This window comes from Blastococcus saxobsidens DD2, assembly GCF_000284015.1.
Classification (GTDB): domain Bacteria; phylum Actinomycetota; class Actinomycetes; order Mycobacteriales; family Geodermatophilaceae; genus Blastococcus; species Blastococcus saxobsidens_A.
This window is the reverse complement of sequence record NC_016943.1, coordinates 2351178-2371145: the sequence shown is the minus strand read 5'-3', so window position 1 is coordinate 2371145 and position 19968 is coordinate 2351178. Positions and strand designations below refer to the sequence as shown.

Genomic DNA, 19968 nt, shown 5'->3' with positions numbered 1-19968 from the left:
GACCAGCGGTCAGCGACCGGCCGCGGCGACGGCCAGCAGTTCGCGGGCGTGCGCCTGACCGGTGTCGCTGTCGGCCAGTCCGGAGAGCATCCGGGCGAGTTCCCGGACCCGGTCCTCGCCCTCCACCGAGCGGATGTCGGTGGCGGTGACGCCCGCGCCGGTGTCCGGCGACTTGTCGACGACCAGGTGGGTGTCGGCGAACGCCGCCACCTGCGCCAGGTGGGTGACGACGACGACCTGGTGGTCACGGGCCAGCCGGGCCAGCCGCCGGCCGATCTCCCCCGCCGCCTGCCCACCGACACCCGCGTCGACCTCGTCGAACACCATGACCGGCACCGGGTCGGCTCCGGCGAAGACGACCTCGATCGCCAGCATCACCCGGGACAGCTCGCCTCCCGACGCCCCCTTGTGGACGGGGCGGGACGGGGCACCGAGGTGCGCCGCCAGCAGCAGCGCCACCTCGTCGATGCCCTCGGGGCCGGGCTCGTCGGGATGGCTGTCGATGCTGAACGAGACCCGCGCGCTCTTCATCGCCAGCCCGGCCAGCTCGCGGCCGACCTCGGCGGCGAAACCGTCGGCGGCCGCCCGGCGTCCTGCGGAGACCTCGGCGCCCAGCCGTTCCACCTCGGCGCGAGCGGCGTCCCGCTCGGCGGTGAGGGCCTCGAGCGCTTCGTCGGACACGTCCAGCTCCGCGAGCCGGCGCTGGGCGTCCTCCGCCCACGCCAGCACCCCGGCCGCCCCGGCCCCGGCGTCGGCGTACTTCCGGACCAGCGCGGTGATCGCGGCCCGGCGGTCGAGGACCTCGGCGAGCCGGCCGGGGTCGGCGTCGAGGTCGGCGACGTAGCCGGCCAGCTGCCCGGCGACGTCGGAGACGACGGCCACGGCGTCGGCGAGGTCCTGCGCCAGCAGGATCAGCGTCGGGTCGTCGGAGCCGGCCAGCGCCCGTTCGGCGATCGCCAGCGCCGCGGTCGCGTCCTGCGGGAGGTCGCCGCCGCCGAGGTCGCCGGTGACGTCACCGATCAGCGCCGCGCGGGCCTCGTCGGCCGAGGCGCGCAGGGCGTCGGCGTCGGCGAGCCGCTTGGCCTGGGTGTCGAGCGCCTCGTCCTCCCCCGGTTCCGGCGCGACGGCGGCGATCTCCTCGAGCCCGTGCCGGAGCACGTCAGCGGCCTGCGCCAGCTCCCGCGCCTGACCGTGCCGGCGCTCCAGGTCGGCGGCCAGTGCCCGCCAGCGTTGGTACGCCTCCCGGTAGCCCTCCAGGAGGGCCAGGTGCACCGGCCCGGCGTAGCGGTCGAGCGCCCGGCGCTGCTCGGCCGGGCGCGACAGCCGCAACTGGTCGGTCTGGCCGTGCACGGCCAGCAGGCTCTCGGCCAGCTCCGCGACGACGCCGACGGGCACGCTGCGTCCACCGAGGAAGGCGCGGGACCGGCCCTCCGCGCTCACCGTGCGGGCCAGGATGAGGCTGCCGTCGTCGTCCGGATCGGCTCCGGCGTCGGTCGCGCGCGCCCAGGCCGGGGAATCCGGCGGCAGCTCGAGGCGGCCCTCCACCCCCGCGCGCCCGCTCGCCCGCACCCGCCCGGGATCCGCGCGGCCGCCGAAGAGCAGCGTCAGCCCGGTGACGACCATGGTCTTGCCGGCGCCGGTCTCCCCGGTGACCACCGTCAGGCCGCGGCCCAGCTCCAGGGTGACGTCGTCGATGGCTCCCAGGCCGCGGATGCGCAGTTCGGACAGCCGCCCCGCAGGCGCCGTGCCGGTCGGCGCGGAGGAGCGCTCAGGCGTCGTCGTACGTGCCGCCACCGCTCACCTCCCGGGTCGTCCCGCCTGCGTCCAGACCGTCGACGTCCACGACCTCGCGGTCGAGCACGTTGCGGCTGGTGAACAGCTCGTGGCCAGGCCCGGCGTGCCGGGCGTCGCGGAAACCGCGCACCGGGAGCCCGAACTTGGCCACCAGCCGGTCGCCGAAGGTCGCGGAGTGCACCCGCGCGATCCGTACCGGCCGGCCGGCGCGGCGGACGTCGACCCGTCCGCCGTCGGGCACCTCCACGGTCCGCCGCCCGTCCGCCGACACCCGGGCGCGGTTGCCGTCGGCGGGGACCGCGACCGTGAGGACCGAGTTCGGCGAGGTCACCAACGGGCGGGCGAACAGCGCGTGGGCGTTGGTCGGCACCAGCAGCAGCGCCTCGACGTCGGGCCACACGACCGGTCCCCCGGCGGAGAAGGCGTAGGCCGTCGACCCGGTGGGCGTCGCGCAGAGCACGCCGTCGCAGCCGAAACTGGTCAGCGGCCGGCCGTCGATCGCGATGACGACGTCGAGCACGCGGGACCGCTCGGCCTTCTCCACCGACACCTCGTTGAGCGCCCACGTGCCACCGACCACCGTGCCGGCACGGTCCAGGACGTCGACCCGGATGGCCAGCCGCTCCTCGACGGAGTACTCGCAGTCCTCGATCGCGGAGAGGGTCTCCTCCACCGCCTCGGGTTCCGTCTCGGCGAGGAAGCCGACCCGCCCGAGGTTGACCCCCATGAGCGCGGCGTCGGTGTAGCGAGCCAGCTCGGCGGCGCGCAGGAAGGTCCCGTCGCCGCCGAAGACCATGACGATCTCGGCATCCTTGGCCGCGGACTCGTCGCAGGGCACCACCTCGGCGCCGGGGATGTCGAGATCCGGCGCCTCGTCCTCGAGGATCTTCACCCCGATCCCGCCGCGGATCAGCCGGGCGGCCGAGGTCTGGGCGAGTGCCACGACGTCCCGCCGTCCGGTGTGCACGGTCAGCAGGACCCGCCGGTCCCGCTGCTCCTCCGGCGTACCGGTGCTCGGCTTGCTCACTGCGGTCCCTCCTGGACTGCTCGACGAACGGTGTCCTCCTCGATCGGCCCGGCGTCGGACCGCAACCAGAGGAAGAACTCGACGTTCCCGGCGGGACCCGGCAGGGGGCTGGCCACCACCCCGGCGGTGCCCCAGCCCAGGGCCTGGGCGGCACGTCCCACCTCCAGCACTGCCTGCGCCCGGTGCTCCGGGTCCCGCACCACTCCCCCGGCGCCCAGCCGCTCGCGGCCCACCTCGAACTGCGGTTTGACCATCGGCAGGAGATCGGCATCGGGCCCGGCGCAGGCGGCCAGCGCGGGCAGCACCAGGCGCAGCGAGATGAAGGACAGGTCGGCGACAACGAGGTCGACCGGCCCGTCGATCGCCTCGGGGGTGAGCGTCCGGACGTTGGTGCGCTCGTGCACCCGCACCCGGTCGTCGGTGCGCAGCGACCAGGCGAGCTCCCCGTAGCCGACGTCGACGGCGACCACCTCCGCCGCGCCGCGGCGCAGCAGCACCTCGGTGAAGCCGCCCGTGGACGCCCCGGCGTCCAGCGCGCGCCGCCCCTCGACTGCGACGGGGAAGGCCTCCAGCGCGCCGAGGAGCTTGTGGGCCCCGCGGGAGACCCACGACGGCTGGTCGGAGTCGGTGCGGACGACCACGGGAGTCCCCGGCTCGACCCCGGTGGCCGGCTTGGTCGCCGCCTGCCCGGCGATCGCGACGCGTCCTTCGGCGATCAGGGACACCGCGTGCTCACGGGACCGGGCCAGGCCGCGCCGGACGAGCTCGGCGTCCAGTCGGCTGCGACGGGCCATCAGAGTCGGTCGATCGTGCCGAGCTCACGCTGCAGGCGCGCGTGCTCGGTCTCGAAGACGGCGACGTGCTCGGCCACCGGAAGCCCGCCCAGGTCGGCCAACGGGGTCTCGCTGCCCGCGTCTCGCTCCGGGTCACCGGGGTCGGCCGGTGCGGAGTCGGCCGCGGCAGCGGGCGGGCGCACATCGGGCGTGGGATCGGGCGCCGCGTCACGACCTGGGACCGGCGGCGGCACGGGTGCGGGCCGGTAGGGCCCCGGCACCGGTCGCGACGCGCTCGGCTCGGTCATGTGCGCCTCTCGGGGTCGGCGGGACATCGGGAGCCGGGACGGGTGGCCCGGCGCGGGCAGGACTGGTGCCCGTTGCGGCGTCTCCTGCGGAGGTTACCGGCCGGGGCGGACGCGGACGGCCCGGACGGATCAGCGCGATAGCGTCGGGACGTCCGGACCGCTGCCGACCCCAGGGAGACCGCCCGCGTGGCCACGATGGATCAGTGCATGACCGCCCTGAAGGGAATCCTCGGCGATCTCGCCGCCAACCCCGCGGCGGCGGGGCTGGACCGCAGTCTGTCGTGCCGGCTCACCGACCTCGACCAGGTGGTCCTCGGCCGGCTGAGATCGGGCTCCGTGCGGGATCTGCACGCCGTCGACGACAGCCCGGGTGTCCCGAAGGCCGACATCCGGCTGACGATGGCCAGCGATGACCTGGTCGCGCTCACCGACGGCCGGCTGGCATTCGGACCAGCGTGGGCGAGTGGCCGGGTGAAGCTCGAGGCGGGGCTGCGGGACCTGTTGCGGCTGCGCAAGCTGCTGTGACCGCGCAGCCGGTCAGCATGCAGCCGGCCGGTCCAGCTCCCAGCGCCTGAGCGCCCCTGCCGCCGCTGCGCCCGTGGCGACCACCCGGGCGGGGGCGCCGCCGTCGGGGTGTGCCGTCCAGTGGGCGACGCAGAGCGCACGCAGACCGTCGAGTCCGTCCGTCGGGCTCTCGTCGGCTGCGGTCCCGTCCCCGTCCGGTCCGGCGAGCTGGAGCGCGCCGGCGCCCTCGGCGAGGCGGGCCGACCACCGCCCGCACCGCCATGTCCGGTTGCCCGCCGTCACGGCCGGGTGAGGCTGCAGCACCCCCGCCGCATCCGGGGCGAGCAGGTCGGGCCGGTGCGCCGGGCCTGCGGCCAGCAGTGTGGCCGGGTCGGTCACGCCGGTGAGGACCAGCAGGCTGGCGGCACCCGCGCGACGGGCACCCTCGATGTCCGTGTCGAGCCGGTCGCCCACCACGAGGGGCCGACGGGCTCCGGTGCGGCGGACGCACTCGGCGTGCATGGCCGGATCCGGCTTACCGGTGACCAGCGGCTCGATCCCGGTGACGCCACGGACGACGCCCACCATGGCGCCGTTCCCCGGCAACGGGCCGCGCGGCGACGGGATGGTGGCGTCGGCGTTGGTGGCCACGTGCCGGGCACCGGCGCGGACGGCGACCACCGCCTCGGCGAGCTGCCCCCAGCCGACCTCGCGCCCATACCCCTGGACGACCGCCTCCGGCTCGTCCCCGGCGCCGGCCACGACGGTGAGACCCGCCGCTGCCAGGGCGGCGGCCACGCCGGGGCCCCCGACCGGGAGCACCCGCGCGCCGGGGCCGAGCAGCCCGGCCACCACGGTGGCGGCCGCCTGGGAACTCGTGATGACGTCCGCGGGTCCGGCCGGCACGCCCAGTTCGGTCAGGTGAGCGGCGACCTCCTCGGGCGTGCGCGCCGCGTTGTTTGTCACGAACCCCAGACGCATGCCGGCCGACCGCGCGGCGGCCAGCGCTGCGGGCACCCCCGGAACCGCCGCGGGGCCGACGTAGACGACACCGTCGAGGTCGAGCAGCGCCACGTCGTACCGCGCGCTGGGCGGCTCGGGGCAACCAGCCGCCAGGCCCTGATCCGCCGCGGTGGGGGCCTGACCGCTCACGCCGATCTCCTGTTCTGGCGGGCGCGCACCTCGCGCAGCGCCCGGCCGTAGTGGGCCAGCTCGGGGCGCATCGCGGCCGCGAGCGCCAGGTGCTCGGCGGCAACCGGGAGGTCGCCTGCGCGGCCCGCGGCCAGTCCGAGGCCGTACTGCGCGTAGTCGTCGGTCGGGTTGGCGGCGATGAGAGCGGCGAAGCTGGCCATCGCCTCGCCGTACCGGCCCGCGTCGTACTGGGCCCGGGCCAGCGCCTCGCGGATGCTGCGCGACGCCGGCTCGGCCTCCGCCGCGCGGGCGAGCAGGGTGGCAGCCGCGTCGGGGTGCCGCTCCTCCAGCAGGGCCAAACCGCGCCGGTACCACTCGTAGACACCGCCGTCGGGAGCGCCGGAACTCCCGGGGCGATCCTCGGGACGTCTGGCCTCGGACACCGCTCCCCCTTTTCGTCGCTCGGCCGCGGCCCGGTGCGCCGGGTCGGTGGCATCTCCGGACGGTGCCCGGACGCCGACGCCAGGGCCGCTCCTACGATTCTCGTCGTGCTCCCGTCGTCGGCAGGCCTTCGAGCTCCTCGGTCCGGCCCAGGGCTGGAGGTCCGGCCTTTCCGGGCGCTGACCTATCGAGAGCACGACCACGACCACCTGGCGCGGGTCAGCTCGCCAGCCTACGACCTGGTGACCCCGGCCGGTCGCGAGCAGTTGGCCGAGGCCCACCCGCACAACATCGTGCGTCTGATCCTGCCCCGGGTGGATGCAGCGGACAGCGCCGCGGGCGCCACGGCGAAGCTTGCCGCGGAGACGTTGCGGGCCTGGGAGCGCGACGACGTCCTCGAGCGGGACGACCAGGCGGCGCTGTGGCTGTACGAACTGCAGCCGCCGAACGGGGTCCCGGCCACCGTGGGCTGGCTGGGCGCGGTGACACTGCCGTCGGAGGGCTCCGCGGCGGTCCTTCCGCACGAGGACACCTATCCCCGGGCGGTGGACGACCGGCGTGCGCTCCTCGCGGCCACACGCACCGATCTCGAGCCGATCGTGCTGGCGCACGATCCCGAGCCCTCGGTCGTGCTGGTCGCGGATGCCCTCCGGCAGGCGCCGGCGACGATGGAGGTCCGAGACGCCGACGGGGTGGTGCACCGGCTCTGGCGAGCCACCGACCCCGTCGTCATCGATGCCGTGGTGGAGGCCCTGAGCCGGACGGGCGCGGTGATCGCCGACGGGCACCACCGGTTCGCCGCGGCGCGGGCCAACGCCCGCGCACGGGGATGCGCGTCGGGCACCGACGCTGTCCTGGCGCTGGTCACGCCGATGGGACCCGGCGGCCTACGGGTGCAGCCGATCCACCGGGTGGTTCCCGCGCTGCCCTTCCCGACCGCCGTCGAGGCCGCACGCCGAGGTTTCGTCACAGCCGAGATACCCGTCGACGGAACCGGACCGGCGGCGGTCGTCGCGGCCGCGAGGTCGTGGCTCGATGACCCGGCCGAGCGCGGACTGCTCCTGACCGATGGCCGGCGCCTGGTGCGGCTGACCGGAGCGTCCGCCGACGTCCGTGCCGCCGTCCCGGCCGGGGCCCCGCCGGCCTGGCAGGACCTCGACGTGGTGCTCGCCCACCACGGGCTGATCGAGCACCTGTGGGGGCGCCCCGACACCGTCGACTCCGTGCTCATCGCACACGGCCTCGAAGAGGCGGTGGAGACCGCGGTGGCGCAGGCGGGGGTGGCGGTGCTGCTCCGCGCGCCGTCCCCCACCGACGTCGCCACCGTCGCCCGTGCCGGCGCACGGATGCCGCGGAAGTCGACGCTGTTCGTCCCGAAGCCCCGCACCGGGTTGGTGCTCCGGCCGCTCGACGGGTGATCGGCTCACCGGACGCCGCTCACGCCGTCTCCTCCGCCGTCCGCGCGGCGGATCGAGGGACCTTCCGACCACGCCGGCAGTTGACCTCGCAGATCGAGGCCGTGCCGGAGCCGGTCCGCCAGAAACGTCGCTGGAGGGCCCCTTCGACTTCCACGACGTCACCGGGCTGCCACACCGCGACCCGCCGTTGCAGACCACGGTCGTAGGTGATGCAGGTGAGCACGTCGACCGACTGGCCGCGGGCCCGCGGGACGGGCCGGCGAACCACCAGCCGGAAGGTCAGGAGCGGGTCACCACTGGGCAGGGTCCGCAGTTCCGCCGGCGCGGACATCCGCCCCCGCAGAACCACGTCGTTGCGATCGATCACAGCCACGGTCATGCCTGCAGCCTTGCTCGTCCGGGGAGCACCGGGGGCACTCCGGCCCCATCTGTGGACGCCGCGCCCGCATGTGGATGGGCGCGGCGTCCCTGTCAGAGGTCAGTTCCCAGGATCTCCGGCTGAGGTGCCCGAGGGCCCGGATTCGCCCAGCAACTCGGCGACCTCTGCCTCGACCTCCTCGTCGAAGCTGGCGGAGGACTCCCCATCCGCCTCGTGAGCGGATCCGGCGGCGCTCCCCTCGTCACTGTCAGGCGCCCTGTCCGGGGCCTCAGTGGCCGCCCCTTCGTCGTTCGCGCCCTCGAGGACCGTGCCGTCGTCGACGGGGCCCTCGAGCTCAGGATCCTCGACGAACGACCCCTCCGGCTCGCGGCCGGTCGGGTCGTCCAGCTCCTCCTCCAGCATGTCGCTGAACTCGACGCCGAGCTCCTCGCCGGCCAGCTCGGGGTCGACCGCTGCCACGGCCGCCAGCCAGTGGTCGGCGCGCTCAGTGTCGCCCTGGGCCCGGAGCAGTTCGGCGTAGGCAGCCGCCAACCGCAGCTGACCGGCGTCATCCGTGTCCAGGCGCTCCGAATCCGGCCGCCCGCCCAGGGCCGACTCCAGGACGAGCCGCGCAGCCGCGTCTTCTCCAAGGTCACTGCGCGCACCGGCCTCCACCATGCGGAGCTCGACCACCTCCTCGGCGTCCACCCCATCGGCGAGCGCTTCCGCGACGAGCCGGAGCGCTACCTCGGGCCGGCCCAGCGCACGCTCGCAGTCGGCAAGGACCGCGCGGTAACCGTCGTCGCCGCTCATGCGTCGGTAGGCACGGATCTCTCGGGCCGCTTCGGCGAAGTCCCCGGCGTGGTACGCGGCCACTCCGACTGCTTCCCGCACCACGGCGAGCCGCGATGCGCGGTCCCGTGCGGCCCGAGCATGCACGAGGGCCGTCTCTGGATCCTCGTCGACCAGGCTGCCGGCGACCACGAGGTGCCCCGCGACCTGCGCCGAGTTCCGCGCGTCCAGGCCACGCAGGGCGGCTCGAATCGACGCGTCGAGCTGCCGTGGATCGGCCCACTCGGGAATTTCCGGCCCGGGTGACACCGGCGGCCGGCGGTCCTGCCAGCCGGGACGCTCACCCTGCGGCCGATCCGACCGCTGCGGACGGTCACCGGACGGCTGGCGGTCCTGCCAGCCGGGACGCTCCCCCTGCGGCCGATCCGACCGCTGCGGACGGTCACCGGACGGCCGGCGGTCCTGCCAGCCGGGACGCTCCCCCTGCGGCCGATCCGACCGCTGCGGACGGTCGCCCGAGGGACGGCGGTCCTGCCAGCTCGCCTGCGGACGGTCCGACCGCTGGGGACGGTCACCCTGCGAACGGTCCGAACGCTGGGGACGGTCACCGGACGGGCGGCGGTCCCGCCAGTTGGGGCGGTCACCCTGCGGCCGGTCCGACCGCTGCGGGCGGTCGCCCCGCGGCCGACGATCCTGCCCACTTCCGTGTGGGCGGTCATCCGACGGACGGTTGGGACGCTCCCCCTGCGGCCGATCCGACCGCTGCGGACGGTCGCCCGAGGGCCGGCGGTCCTGCCAGCTCGCCTGCGGACGGTCCGACCGATGGGGACGGTCACCCTGCGGCCGGTCCGACCGCGGCGGGCGGTCGCCCCGCGGCCGACGATCCTGCCCACTTCCGTGTGGGCGGTCACCCGACGGACGGTTGGGACGCTCTCCCTGCGGCCGATCCGACCGCTGCGGACGGTCGCCGGACGGGCAGCGGTCCTGCCAACCACCTTGGGGACGGTCACCTTGCGGACGACGGTCCTGCCAACCGGGACGCTCCCCCTGCGGCCGATCCGACCGCTGCGGACGGTCACCGGACGGGCGGCGGTCCTGCCAACCACCTTGGGGACGGTCACCTTGCGGACGACGGTCCCGCCAACCGGGACGCTCCCCCTGCGGCCGATCCGACCGCTGCGGACGGTCGCCCGAGGGCCGGCGGTCCTGCCAACCACCTTGGGGACGGTCACCTTGCGGACGACGGTCCTGCCAACCGGGGCGGTCACCCTGCGGCCGATCCGACCGCTGCGGACGGTCGCCCTGCGGCCGACGACCCTGCCAACTTCCTTGTGGGCGGTCACCCGACGGACGGTCGGGACGCTCCCCCTGCGGCCGGTCGGAACGCTGCGGGCGCTCTCCGGAGGGACGGCGGTCCTGCCAGTCTCCGCGCGGACGGTCACCCTGCGGTCGACGGCTCTGCCACTCACCGCCGGGTCGGTCGGTGTTCGACCCGCCGCGGCGGCCCCCGGCCGGTGTCGAGCCACGGGCGCCCTGTGGACGCGCCCCTCGGGATGCCTGGCTTCCATCGCCGGAACCCCGGCGTGAACCGGCGTCGCCGGAACCGCGTCGCGGACCAGTCATGTGTTTCGGTACCTCTTCGCTCGACGCCGCACGCGACCACACAGGCCGGCAGCAAAATGGAAAAACGAACGGGGGTCAGAGCGTGTGCTCTGACCCCCGTTCGGTGAAGTATGTCCGGCGGCGTCCTACTCTCCCACCCCGTCTCCAGGGCAGTACCATCGGCGCTGAGAGGCTTAGCTTCCGGGTTCGGAATGTTGCCGGGCGTTTCCCTCTCGCCATGGCCGCCGTAACTCTGTGAACCTGTACGAACCGGTCTGGTTCGTGCGTTCAGAACCGCACAGTGGACGCGTGACATCTTCGTGTTGACCCGTTGTCACAGAGCACCTGAGTGTAGGTGTTGTGTGGTCAAGCCCTCGGCCTGTTAGTACCGGTCAGCTGCACACCTTGCGGTGCTTCCACTTCCGGCCTATCAACCCGCTGGTCTGGGCGGGGGCCTTACCCGGTTGACCCGGTGAGAGACCTCATCTTGAAGCGAGCTTCCCGCTTAGATGCTTTCAGCGGTTATCCCTGCCGAACGTAGCTAACCAGCAGTGCACCTGGCGGTACAACTGGCACACCAGAGGTTCGTCCGTCCCGGTCCTCTCGTACTAGGGACAGCTCTTCTCAAGTCTCTTACGCGCGCGGCGGATAGGGACCGAACTGTCTCACGACGTTCTAAACCCAGCTCGCGTACCGCTTTAATGGGCGAACAGCCCAACCCTTGGGACCTACTCCAGCCCCAGGATGCGACGAGCCGACATCGAGGTGCCAAACCATCCCGTCGATATGGACTCTTGGGGAAGATCAGCCTGTTATCCCCGGGGTACCTTTTATCCGTTGAGCGACACCGCTTCCACATGCCGGTGCCGGGTCACTAGTCCCAGCTTTCGCTCCTGCTCGACCCGTCGGTCTCGCAGTCAAGCTCCCTTGTGCACTTGCACTCGACACCTGATTGCCAACCAGGCTGAGGGAACCTTTGGGCGCCTCCGTTACATTTTGGGAGGCAACCGCCCCAGTTAAACTACCCACCTGACACTGTCCCTGATCCGGATCACGGACCGAGGTTAGACATCCAATTCGACCAGAGTGGTATTTCAACGGCGACTCCACGAACACTGGCGTGCCCGCTTCGCAGTCTCCCACCTATCCTACACAAGCCGAACCGAACACCAATATCAAGCTATAGTAAAGGTCCCGGGGTCTTTCCGTCCTGCCGCGCGTAACGAGCATCTTTACTCGTAGTGCAATTTCGCCGAGCCTGTGGTTGAGACAGCTGAGAAGTCGTTACGCCATTCGTGCAGGTCGGAACTTACCCGACAAGGAATTTCGCTACCTTAGGATGGTTATAGTTACCACCGCCGTTTACTGGCGCTTGAGTTCTGAGCTTCGCCTTGCGGCTAACCCGTCCCCTTAACGTTCCAGCACCGGGCAGGCGTCAGTCCGTATACATCGTCTTACGACTTCGCACGGACCTGTGTTTTTAGTAAACAGTCGCTTCTCACTGGTCTCTGCGGCCACCCACCGCTCCCCACTGCAAGAGCGGTTCACGATCGATGGCCCCCCTTCTCCCGAAGTTACGGGGGCATTTTGCCGAGTTCCTTAACCACAGTTCGCTCGATCGCCTCGGTATTCTCTACCTGACCACCTGAGTTGGTTTGGGGTACGGGCCGCTCGGAACTCGCTAGAGGCTTTTCTCGGCAGCATAGGATCATCCAATTCGCCTCAATCGGCTATGCATCAGGTCTCACCCTCGTGTGGAACGGATTTACCTATCCCACGGGCCACACCCTTGCCCCGGTACTACCACTCACCGGTAGGACTACCTTCCTGCGTCACCCCATCGCTTGCCTACTACCAGTCCGGGTCCCCAGCTTCCCCGGCGTGCCCACAAGTGGGCGCACCGGCGTCGGTGGGTTAGCATCGCTGGGTTCAGCATGGGCGTTCCTTCGCGGGTACGGGAATATCAACCCGTTGTCCATCGACTACGCCTGTCGGCCTCGCCTTAGGTCCCGACTCACCCTGGGCGGATTAGCCTGGCCCAGGAACCCTTGGTCTTCCGGCGGGGGAGGTTCTCACTCCCCTCTCGCTACTCATGCCTGCATTCTCACTCGTGTGGCGTCCACGGCTGGATCACTCCGCCGCTTCCACCGCCACACGACGCTCCCCTACCCATCCACACACCTGGCCGGCACCTTCGAGAGGTACCGGCGGGCGATCATGTGAATGCCACGGCTTCGGCGGTGTGCTTGAGCCCCGCTACATTGTCGGCGCGGAACCACTTGACCAGTGAGCTATTACGCACTCTTTCAAGGGTGGCTGCTTCTAAGCCAACCTCCTGGTTGTCTCTGCGATCCCACATCCTTTTCCACTTAGCACACGCTTAGGGGCCTTAGCCGATGATCTGGGCTGTTTCCCTCTCGACTACGAACCTTATCGCCCGCAGTCTCACTGCCACGCTCTCACTTACCGGCATTCGGAGTTTGGTTGACGTCAGTAACCTTGTGGGGCCCATCGGCCATCCAGTGCTCTACCTCCGGCAAGAAACACGTGACGCTGCACCTAAATGCATTTCGGGGAGAACCAGCTATCACCGAGTTTGATTGGCCTTTCACCCCTACCCACAGCTCATCCCCCAGGTTTTCAACCCTGGTGGGTTCGGTCCTCCACGCGGTCTTACCCGCGCTTCAACCTGGCCATGGGTAGATCACTCGGCTTCGGGTCTAGAGCACGCGACTGAAGATCGCCCTGTTCGGACTCGCTTTCGCTACGGCTACCCCACACGGGTTAACCTCGCCACGTACCACTAACTCGCAGGCTCATTCTTCAAAAGGCACGCAATCACCCCCACCCCGAAGGGCATAAGGCTCTCACGGCTTGTAGGCACACGGTTTCAGGTACTATTTCACTCCCCTCCCGGGGTACTTTTCACCTTTCCCTCACGGTACTTGTCCGCTATCGGTCACCAGGGAGTATTCAGGCTTAGCGGGTGGTCCCGCCAGATTCACACCGAATTTCACGGGCTCGGTGCTACTTGGGAACAAGCTCGGGAGAGACTCGGTTTTCGTGTACGGGGCTCTCACCCTCTACGGCGACCCCTTCCAGAGGCCTTCCACTAACACAAGTCTTTTATGACTCCCCGCCACCCCGGCAGGAGTGACTGAACTGTCCCACGACCCCGCCTCCACAACGCCTGCCGGCTATCACATGGAAACGGTTTAGCCTCTTCCGCTTTCGCTCGCCACTACTCACGGAATCACTGTTGTTTTCTCTTCCTGTGGGTACTGAGATGTTTCACTTCCCCACGTTCCCTCCACACGCCCTATGTGTTCAGGCGCGGGTCACACCACATGACTGGTGCGGGGTTCCCCCATTCGGACATCCTCGGATCAACGCTCGGTTGACAGCTCCCCGAGGCTTATCGCAGCCTCCTACGTCCTTCATCGGCTCCTGGTGCCCAGGCATCCACCGTGTGCCCTTAACAACTTGGCCACACAAAAATCCCACCCACCACACGCCCGGAAGGACATCGATGAGCGGGCCTACACACTCGAAACTCTGCTAATCAGAGTCAAAAGATGCTCGCGTCCACTGTGCAGTTCTCAACGTACGACCAGCCACCGGTCACCCGACCCCGCCGAACCCGACCCACCCCGCAAGGGGCATCGGTGGTACGAGATGCAGACCGGCCCTGACACAAGGACAACAACCCGACCCCGCACGCGGGGCGGCCCGTTCCCTCAGGACCCAACAGCGTGCCTACGACCGGACCCACCCACCGACACCCCGCTCCACACGCCACCGCAAGGTGACGCCGTACTAGGGGCAGCAGCAGCTGCCGGCCGAACTGGTCAGCGTTCCACCCTCGAGCACCACCCCACACACACGCCGGCACCCGCAGATGGGCACCGATCACGATGTGGGCGCAGCTCTGGACCACCCACTACCCCAGCGGAGCTGAGTGGGCGGCCAGTGCTCCTTAGAAAGGAGGTGATCCAGCCGCACCTTCCGGTACGGCTACCTTGTTACGACTTCGTCCCAATCGCCGATCCCGCCTTCGACGGCTCCCTCCACAAGGGTTGGGCCACCGGCTTCGGGCGTTACCGACTTTCGTGACGTGACGGGCGGTGTGTACAAGGCCCGGGAACGTATTCACCGCAGCGTTGCTGATCTGCGATTACTAGCGACTCCAACTTCATGGGGTCGAGTTGCAGACCCCAATCCGAACTGAGACCGGCTTTTTGGGATTCGCTCCACCTCGCGGTATCGCAGCCCTTTGTACCAGCCATTGTAGCATGTTTGCAGCCCTAGACATAAGGGGCATGATGATTTGACGTCATCCCCACCTTCCTCCGAGTTGACCCCGGCAGTCTCCTATGAGTCCCCACCATGACGTGCTGGCAACATAGAACGAGGGTTGCGCTCGTTGCGGGACTTAACCCAACATCTCACGACACGAGCTGACGACAACCATGCACCACCTGTGCACGGCCCTTACGGACCCACCATCTCTGGAGGATTTCCGTGCATGTCAAGCCTAGGTAAGGTTCTTCGCGTTGCATCGAATTAAGCAACATGCTCCGCCGCTTGTGCGGGCCCCCGTCAATTCCTTTGAGTTTTAGCCTTGCGGCCGTACTCCCCAGGCGGGGCGCTTAATGCGTTAGCTGCGGCACGGAACTCGTGGAATGAGCCCCACACCTAGCGCCCAACGTTTACGGCGTGGACTACCAGGGTATCTAATCCTGTTCGCTCCCCACGCTTTCGCTCCTCAGCGTCAGTTTCGGCCCAGAGACCCGCCTTCGCCACCGGTGTTCCTCCTGATATCTGCGCATTTCACCGCTACACCAGGAATTCCAGTCTCCCCTGCCGAACTCAAGTCCGCCCGTATCGACTGCAGACCCGAGGTTGAGCCTCGGGATTTCACAGCCGACGCGACGAACCGCCTACGAGCTCTTTACGCCCAATAATTCCGGACAACGCTTGCACCCTACGTATTACCGCGGCTGCTGGCACGTAGTTGGCCGGTGCTTCTTCTGCAGGTACCGTCACTCTCGCTTCGTCCCTGCTGAAAGAGGTTTACAACCCGAAGGCCGTCATCCCCCACGCGGCGTCGCTGCGTCAGGCTTCCGCCCATTGCGCAATATTCCCCACTGCTGCCTCCCGTAGGAGTCTGGGCCGTGTCTCAGTCCCAGTGTGGCCGGTCACCCTCTCAGGCCGGCTACCCGTCGTCGCCTTGGTAGGCCACTACCCCACCAACAAGCTGATAGGCCGCGGGCCCATCCCCAGCCGATAAATCTTTCCACCACCAGACCATGCGGTCAGCGGTCATATCCGGTATTAGCCCCAATTTCTTGGAGTTATCCCAGAGCCGGGGGCAGGTTGCCCACGTGTTACTCACCCGTTCGCCACTGATCCCCCCGCAAGCGGAGTTCACCGTTCGACTTGCATGTGTTAAGCACGCCGCCAGCGTTCGTCCTGAGCCAGGATCAAACTCTCCGTAGATGATTTGATCGCAGCTGAGAACCGCGAGCTGACACTCACGATATCAATCAACCAAAGGAATCCCTGCCACAACCACAAGAGCCATGGCACGGGGTATTACTTGGCACTGACTTTCGGCACGCTGTTGAGTTCTCAAGGAGCGGACGCGCAGAAAATCGGCCCTTCCGGGCTTCATCCCTGGCTGGCTGTCCAACTCTACGCCGGTTTCCAGCAGCCCGTCTACCGGGGGCTGGTCCGGCGGCCCTTGCGGGCCGCGCGGCGCAAAGAGAAAGTTACACCGCCCCCCAGGCCCGGTCAAACCCACCCCCCGTGACGCCCGCCACGCCCCCCACGACGGGGCAGGGGCGGACGGCCACCTGTCTGCGCGCCGAGGTCAGTCGGCCCGCTGCACGCCCGCGATCGAGCGCCGCCCCCGGCGCAGGACGAGCCAGCCACCGGGCAGCCACACATCGGCGGCAGGCACGGCCTCGGCGTCGGTCACCCGCTCGTTGTTGAGGTAGGCCCCGCCCTCCTTCACCGTCCGGCGGGCCTCCGACAGGCTGCTGACCAGGCCGGTCTGCTGCAGCAACTGGGCGATGGTCGGCAACTCGCCGTGCACGGTGACGCTGCCGGCCTCCCGCAGCGCGGCCGCCAGCGTGCCGGCGTCCAGGGAGGCCAGCTCCTCCCTGCCGAACAGTGCCCGTCCCGCGGCCTCTGCCTGGCGGAGCTGGTCGGGTCCGTGCACCAGCCGGGTCAGATCCTCGGCGAGCGCACGCTGCGCCGTCCGGGCCGCCGGTCGCTCGACGCTCTCGGCGATCAGCGCCTCGATCTCGTCGGCCGGCCGCTCCGAGAACAGCGGCAGCCACGTGCGGGCGTCGGCGTCGTCGGCGTTGAGCCAGAACTGGAAGAACGCGTACGGCGACGTGAGCACGGGGTCCAGCCAGACCGTGCCGCCCTCGGACTTCCCGAACTTCGTGCCGTCGGACTTGGTCACCAGCGGGGTGGAGAGGGCGTGCACGGCGACGGCCTCGGTCCGGCGGATCAGGTCGATGCCGGCCGTGAGGTTCCCCCACTGGTCCGAGCCGCCGGTCTGCAGCGTCACCCCGCGCCTGCGGAACAGTTCCAGGTAGTCGTTGGCCTGGAGGATCTGGTAGCTGAACTCGGTGTAGCTGATGCCGGCCTCGGAGTTCAGCCGGGCGGAGACGGCCTCCTTGGCCAGCATCTTGCCGACCCGGAAGTGCTTGCCCAGGCCCCGCAGGAAGTCGATGGCCGACAGCTGCACGGTCCAGTCGAGGTTGTCGACGTAGACGGGGGCGCGGAGCCCGTCGGCTTCGGCCGGCAGCTCCAGGAAGGGCGCCACCTGGCGGCGGATGCTCTCGACCCACCCGGCGACGACGGCCGGGTCGTTGAGCTGGCGTTCCGCCGACGGCCGGGGGTCCCCGATCAGCCCGGTGGCCCCACCGACCAGGACGACCGGCTGGTGACCGGCGCGCTGCAGAGCCCGCAGCACCATGAACTGCACGAGGTGGCCCACGTGCAGGCTCTGGGCGGTGGGGTCGAAGCCGCAGTAGTAGGTGATCGGCCCGTCGGCGAGGTGGTCCCGCAGGGCGGACTCGTCGGTGCTCTGGGCGATCAGCCCACGGCGGTGCAGGTCCTCGATCACGTCGGTCACGAGGGTCCATCCTGCCCGGCGCGCCTGCGCCGCGGCTTGCCGCCTGCCCGGAACGGACTGATCGACGGGGCGTCGGTCTGCCAGAACCGCCACGGCAGCTCCGTCGCCTTGGTGATGCCGACCCGCGGGCCCGCCGACACGCCGGCCGGCGGCTCGCCCCGGTGCAGCCGGACGCTGCTCCCGGCGTCGAGCAGATCGGTTCCCCGGTCGTCCGGGCCGATGCCGAGGGCCTGGGTGAGCCGGGCCGGCCCCCGGGCCAGGTCGCGGGCGGCGCGGGCGGCGGGTCGGCGCCGGCGGGCCAGCTCCTCCCCCACCACGACCTCGCCGGCCCGCAGAAGCACCGCCGACCCGCGCCCTTCCGGGCCGACCACGACGTTCGCGCACCAGTGCACGCCGTAGCTGAAGTAGACGTAGAGCCGGCCGGGCGGGCCGAACATGATCTCCGAGCGGGGGGTCGGCCCGCCGTGCGAGTGCGCCGCGGGGTCCATACCCTCGCCGGAGTAGGCCTCGACCTCGGTCAGCCGCAGCGCCACGCGGCCGTCCGGCCGGTCGGTGACCACCCAGCAGCCCAGCAGCGCCGACGCCACGACGTCGACCGGCCCGAGCAGGTCCTCCCCGCGGACGAGGGGACCCGGCTCCGGCACGGACGACGGGACGGAGCTCATCCGCGGCTCAGAGCGCCGCCGCCACCGGCGACGCCGACGCCCACCGGGTGTGCTGCCGCGCCAGCTCCGTCAGCGACTCGAGCTGCTCGGCCACCCGCTCGGGCGCCGTCCCCCCGCGGGCCTGGCGGGCGGCCAGGGCACCACGGACGGAGAGCACCGAGCGCACCTCCGGGGTCAGCTCGGGCGCCACCTCGGTCAGCTGCTCGTCGGTGAGCTCGTCGAGCTCCAGCCCGCGCTGCTCGCAGTAGGCCACCATCGCGCCGGAGATCTCGTGGGCCGACCGGAAGGGCACTCCCTGCCGGACGAGCCACTCCGCAACGTCGGTCGCCAGGGCGAACCCCTGCGGCGCCGCGGCCTCGAGCACCTCCGGACGGAGGGTCAGCGTCGCCATCATCCCGGTGACCGCCGGCAGCAGGAGGAGCAGCTGCTCCATGGAGTCGAAGACCGGCTCCTTGTCCTCCTGCAGGTCGCGGTCGTAGGCCAGCGGCAGCCCCTTGAGCATCGTCAGCAGCCCGGTGAGGTTGCCGACGAACCGGCCGGACTTGCCGCGGGCGAGCTCGGCGATGTCGGGGTTCTTCTTCTGCGGCATGATCGACGACCCGGTCGCCCACGCGTCGTCGAGCGTGGCCCAGCCGAACTCGGTCGACGTCCACAGCACGACCTCCTCCCCCAGCCGGGAGAGGTGGACCCCGATCAGCGCAGCGACGAAGCAGAACTCGGCGGCGAAGTCGCGGTCGCTGACCCCGTCGATCGAGTTGTCCGTCGCCCGGTCGAAGCCGAGCTCGGCGGCGACGGCGTCGGGGTCCAGCGGCAGTGACGAGCCGGCCAGCGCCCCGGAGCCGTACGGGCTGACGGCGGTCCGCCGGTCCCAGTCCTGCAGCCGGTCCACGTCGCGGGCGATCGAGTGTGCGTGCGCCAGCAGCTGGTGGGCGAAGAGCACCGGCTGGGCGTGCTGCAGGTGGGTCATACCCGGGGCTGCGACGTCGCGGTAGCGCTCGGCGAGCCCGACGAGCGCTTCCTGGAGGGAGGCCAGCTCCCCGACCAGCGTGCGCACGTGGTGGCGCAGGTACAGCCGCAGGTCGGTGGCGATCTGATCGTTGCGGCTGCGCCCGGCCCGCAGCTTGCCGCCCAGGCCCCCGAGCTTCTCGGTGAGGCCCCGCTCGAGCGCCTCGTGCACGTCCTCGTCGGCCTGGACTGCCGTGAAGGTGCCGGCGGCGACCTCGGCGGACAGCTCGGTGAGGGCCCCGACCATCGAGGTCAGCTCGTCGTCGGTCAGCAGTCCCGCCCGGTGCAGCACGCGGGCGTGCGCCCGGGAGCCGGCCAGGTCGAACGGTGCGAGCGCCCAGTCGAAGTGGGTGGACTTCGATAATGCTGTCAGCGCTTCCGAAGGACCGCCGCCGAATCGGCCACCCCACAGCCGGGTCTGCGAGGCCGGGGTGGGGTCGGCGGGGCTCACGGTGAACTCTCCTCCAGGTCGGACTTCAGCTCGGGGTAGATCGCGGGGGTGCGCTGGGCGAGCGCGCGGAGGCGGGCGGCGAGCGCCGGACCGCCGTCGGGCTCGCGGGAGACGACCAGGAGAGTGTCGTCCCCCGCGATCGTGCCGAGGACGTCGGGGAGGCCGACCTTGTCCAGCGCCGAGGCCAGGAACTGGGCGGCGCCGGGGGGCGTGCGCAGCACCGCGAGGTTGGCGCTCCCCTCCGAGCCGGTCAGCAGGTCGGCCAGCAGCCGGGTCAGCCGGGCCGGCGCGGTCTGCGCCGGGCGCAGCGGGGCGTTCTCCGGCGGCACCACGTAGGACGCCGGAGCGCCGTCCGAACCACGCAGCTTCACCGCGCCCAGCTCGTCCAGGTCTCGGGAGAGCGTCGCCTGGGTGACCTCGACGCCGGACTCGGCCAGCAGCGCGGCGAGCTGGGTCTGCGAGGTGACCGGCTGGGCCTCGATCAGCTCGCGGATGCGGGCCTGGCGGGCCGAGCGGCTGAGCGCGGAGCTCACGATCGCCGCCGGCGCC

The 19968-nt window shown here is 70.7% G+C and carries 14 protein-coding genes and 3 rRNA genes; 2 read left to right on the top strand and 15 right to left on the bottom strand.

The annotated features are described in order from the left end of the window. Positions 1-9 precede the first annotated feature (9 nt). The 4 genes from recN to BLASA_RS11170 are packed head-to-tail and all read right to left on the bottom strand — an operon-like array spanning position 10 to position 3902. Entirely contained in the window at positions 10-1794 is a 1785-nt protein-coding gene (gene recN, locus BLASA_RS11185) for a DNA repair protein RecN (RefSeq protein WP_014376246.1), read from the bottom strand. Further along, a complete protein-coding gene (locus BLASA_RS11180) occupies positions 1769-2821 on the bottom strand; it encodes an NAD kinase (RefSeq protein WP_014376245.1) in 1053 nt (350 codons plus the stop codon). Before BLASA_RS11180 ends, recN begins: the two co-directional genes overlap by 26 nt. Next, positions 2818-3615 carry a TlyA family RNA methyltransferase gene (locus BLASA_RS11175; RefSeq protein ID WP_014376244.1) on the bottom strand — a complete coding sequence of 266 codons (798 nt, stop codon included), beginning with the start codon at positions 3613-3615 and terminating at the stop codon, positions 2818-2820. Before BLASA_RS11175 ends, BLASA_RS11180 begins: the two co-directional genes overlap by 4 nt. After that, positions 3615-3902 (bottom strand): hypothetical protein, encoded by a 288-nt coding sequence (locus BLASA_RS11170; RefSeq protein WP_014376243.1) that lies wholly within the window; start codon positions 3900-3902, stop codon positions 3615-3617. Before BLASA_RS11170 ends, BLASA_RS11175 begins: the two co-directional genes overlap by 1 nt. Positions 3903-4109: 207 nt before the next feature. Between BLASA_RS11170 and BLASA_RS11165 the strand changes: the two genes are divergently transcribed. Next, entirely contained in the window at positions 4110-4427 is a 318-nt protein-coding gene (locus tag BLASA_RS11165) for an SCP2 sterol-binding domain-containing protein (RefSeq protein ID WP_231839607.1), read from the top strand. A 12-nt stretch (positions 4428-4439) separates the two neighbouring features. Here the strand turns inward: BLASA_RS11165 and BLASA_RS11160 are convergent, their stop codons facing one another. Beyond that, positions 4440-5558, bottom strand: a complete 1119-nt coding sequence (locus BLASA_RS11160; RefSeq protein WP_014376241.1) for an HAD-IIA family hydrolase — start codon at positions 5556-5558, stop codon at positions 4440-4442. Then, complete coding sequence (locus BLASA_RS11155; RefSeq protein ID WP_014376240.1) at positions 5555-5980, bottom strand: tetratricopeptide repeat protein; 426 nt, start codon at positions 5978-5980, stop codon at positions 5555-5557. The genes BLASA_RS11160 and BLASA_RS11155 overlap by 4 nt, the downstream gene beginning before the upstream one ends. A gap of 105 nt (positions 5981-6085) precedes the next feature. Here BLASA_RS11155 and BLASA_RS11150 point away from each other — a divergent pair, with 105 nt between their 5' ends. Further along, the gene (locus tag BLASA_RS11150) at positions 6086-7396 is read left to right on the top strand and encodes a DUF1015 family protein (protein WP_014376239.1); all 1311 of its coding nucleotides are present in this window, start codon (positions 6086-6088) and stop codon (positions 7394-7396) included. Between the two features lie 19 nt (positions 7397-7415). Here BLASA_RS11150 and BLASA_RS11145 read toward each other — a convergent pair whose 3' ends face one another. The 9 genes from BLASA_RS11145 to BLASA_RS11105 all read right to left on the bottom strand — a co-directional run bounded on the left by BLASA_RS11145 (position 7416) and on the right by BLASA_RS11105 (position 19952). After that, a complete protein-coding gene (locus tag BLASA_RS11145; protein ID WP_014376238.1) occupies positions 7416-7775 on the bottom strand; it encodes a single-stranded DNA-binding protein in 360 nt (119 codons plus the stop codon). 99 nt (positions 7776-7874) lie between these two features. Beyond that, a complete protein-coding gene (locus tag BLASA_RS23450) occupies positions 7875-8855 on the bottom strand; it encodes a hypothetical protein (RefSeq protein WP_014376237.1) in 981 nt (326 codons plus the stop codon). A gap of 1426 nt (positions 8856-10281) precedes the next feature. Continuing rightward, positions 10282-10398, bottom strand: a 5S ribosomal RNA gene (rrf, locus tag BLASA_RS11135). 112 nt (positions 10399-10510) lie between these two features. Beyond that, positions 10511-13637, bottom strand: a 23S ribosomal RNA gene (locus BLASA_RS11130). 491 nt (positions 13638-14128) lie between these two features. After that, positions 14129-15647 (bottom strand): 16S ribosomal RNA (locus BLASA_RS11125). The 16S, 23S and 5S rRNA genes sit together here, the layout of an rRNA operon. A gap of 373 nt (positions 15648-16020) precedes the next feature. Beyond that, on the bottom strand, positions 16021-17298 hold the full coding sequence (gene tyrS, locus BLASA_RS11120; RefSeq protein WP_014376234.1) for a tyrosine--tRNA ligase: 1278 nt from the start codon (positions 17296-17298) through the stop codon (positions 16021-16023). Further along, positions 17295-17963, bottom strand: a complete 669-nt coding sequence (locus BLASA_RS11115; protein ID WP_014376233.1) for a DNA-3-methyladenine glycosylase — start codon at positions 17961-17963, stop codon at positions 17295-17297. The genes tyrS and BLASA_RS11115 overlap by 4 nt, the downstream gene beginning before the upstream one ends. A gap of 7 nt (positions 17964-17970) precedes the next feature. Next, positions 17971-19419 carry an argininosuccinate lyase gene (gene argH, locus BLASA_RS11110; RefSeq protein ID WP_014376232.1) on the bottom strand — a complete coding sequence of 483 codons (1449 nt, stop codon included), beginning with the start codon at positions 19417-19419 and terminating at the stop codon, positions 17971-17973. Further along, positions 19416-19952: an arginine repressor gene (locus tag BLASA_RS11105; protein WP_014376231.1), complete on the bottom strand. Its 537-nt coding sequence runs from the start codon at positions 19950-19952 to the stop codon at positions 19416-19418. Before BLASA_RS11105 ends, argH begins: the two co-directional genes overlap by 4 nt. Positions 19953-19968: the final 16 nt, after the last annotated feature.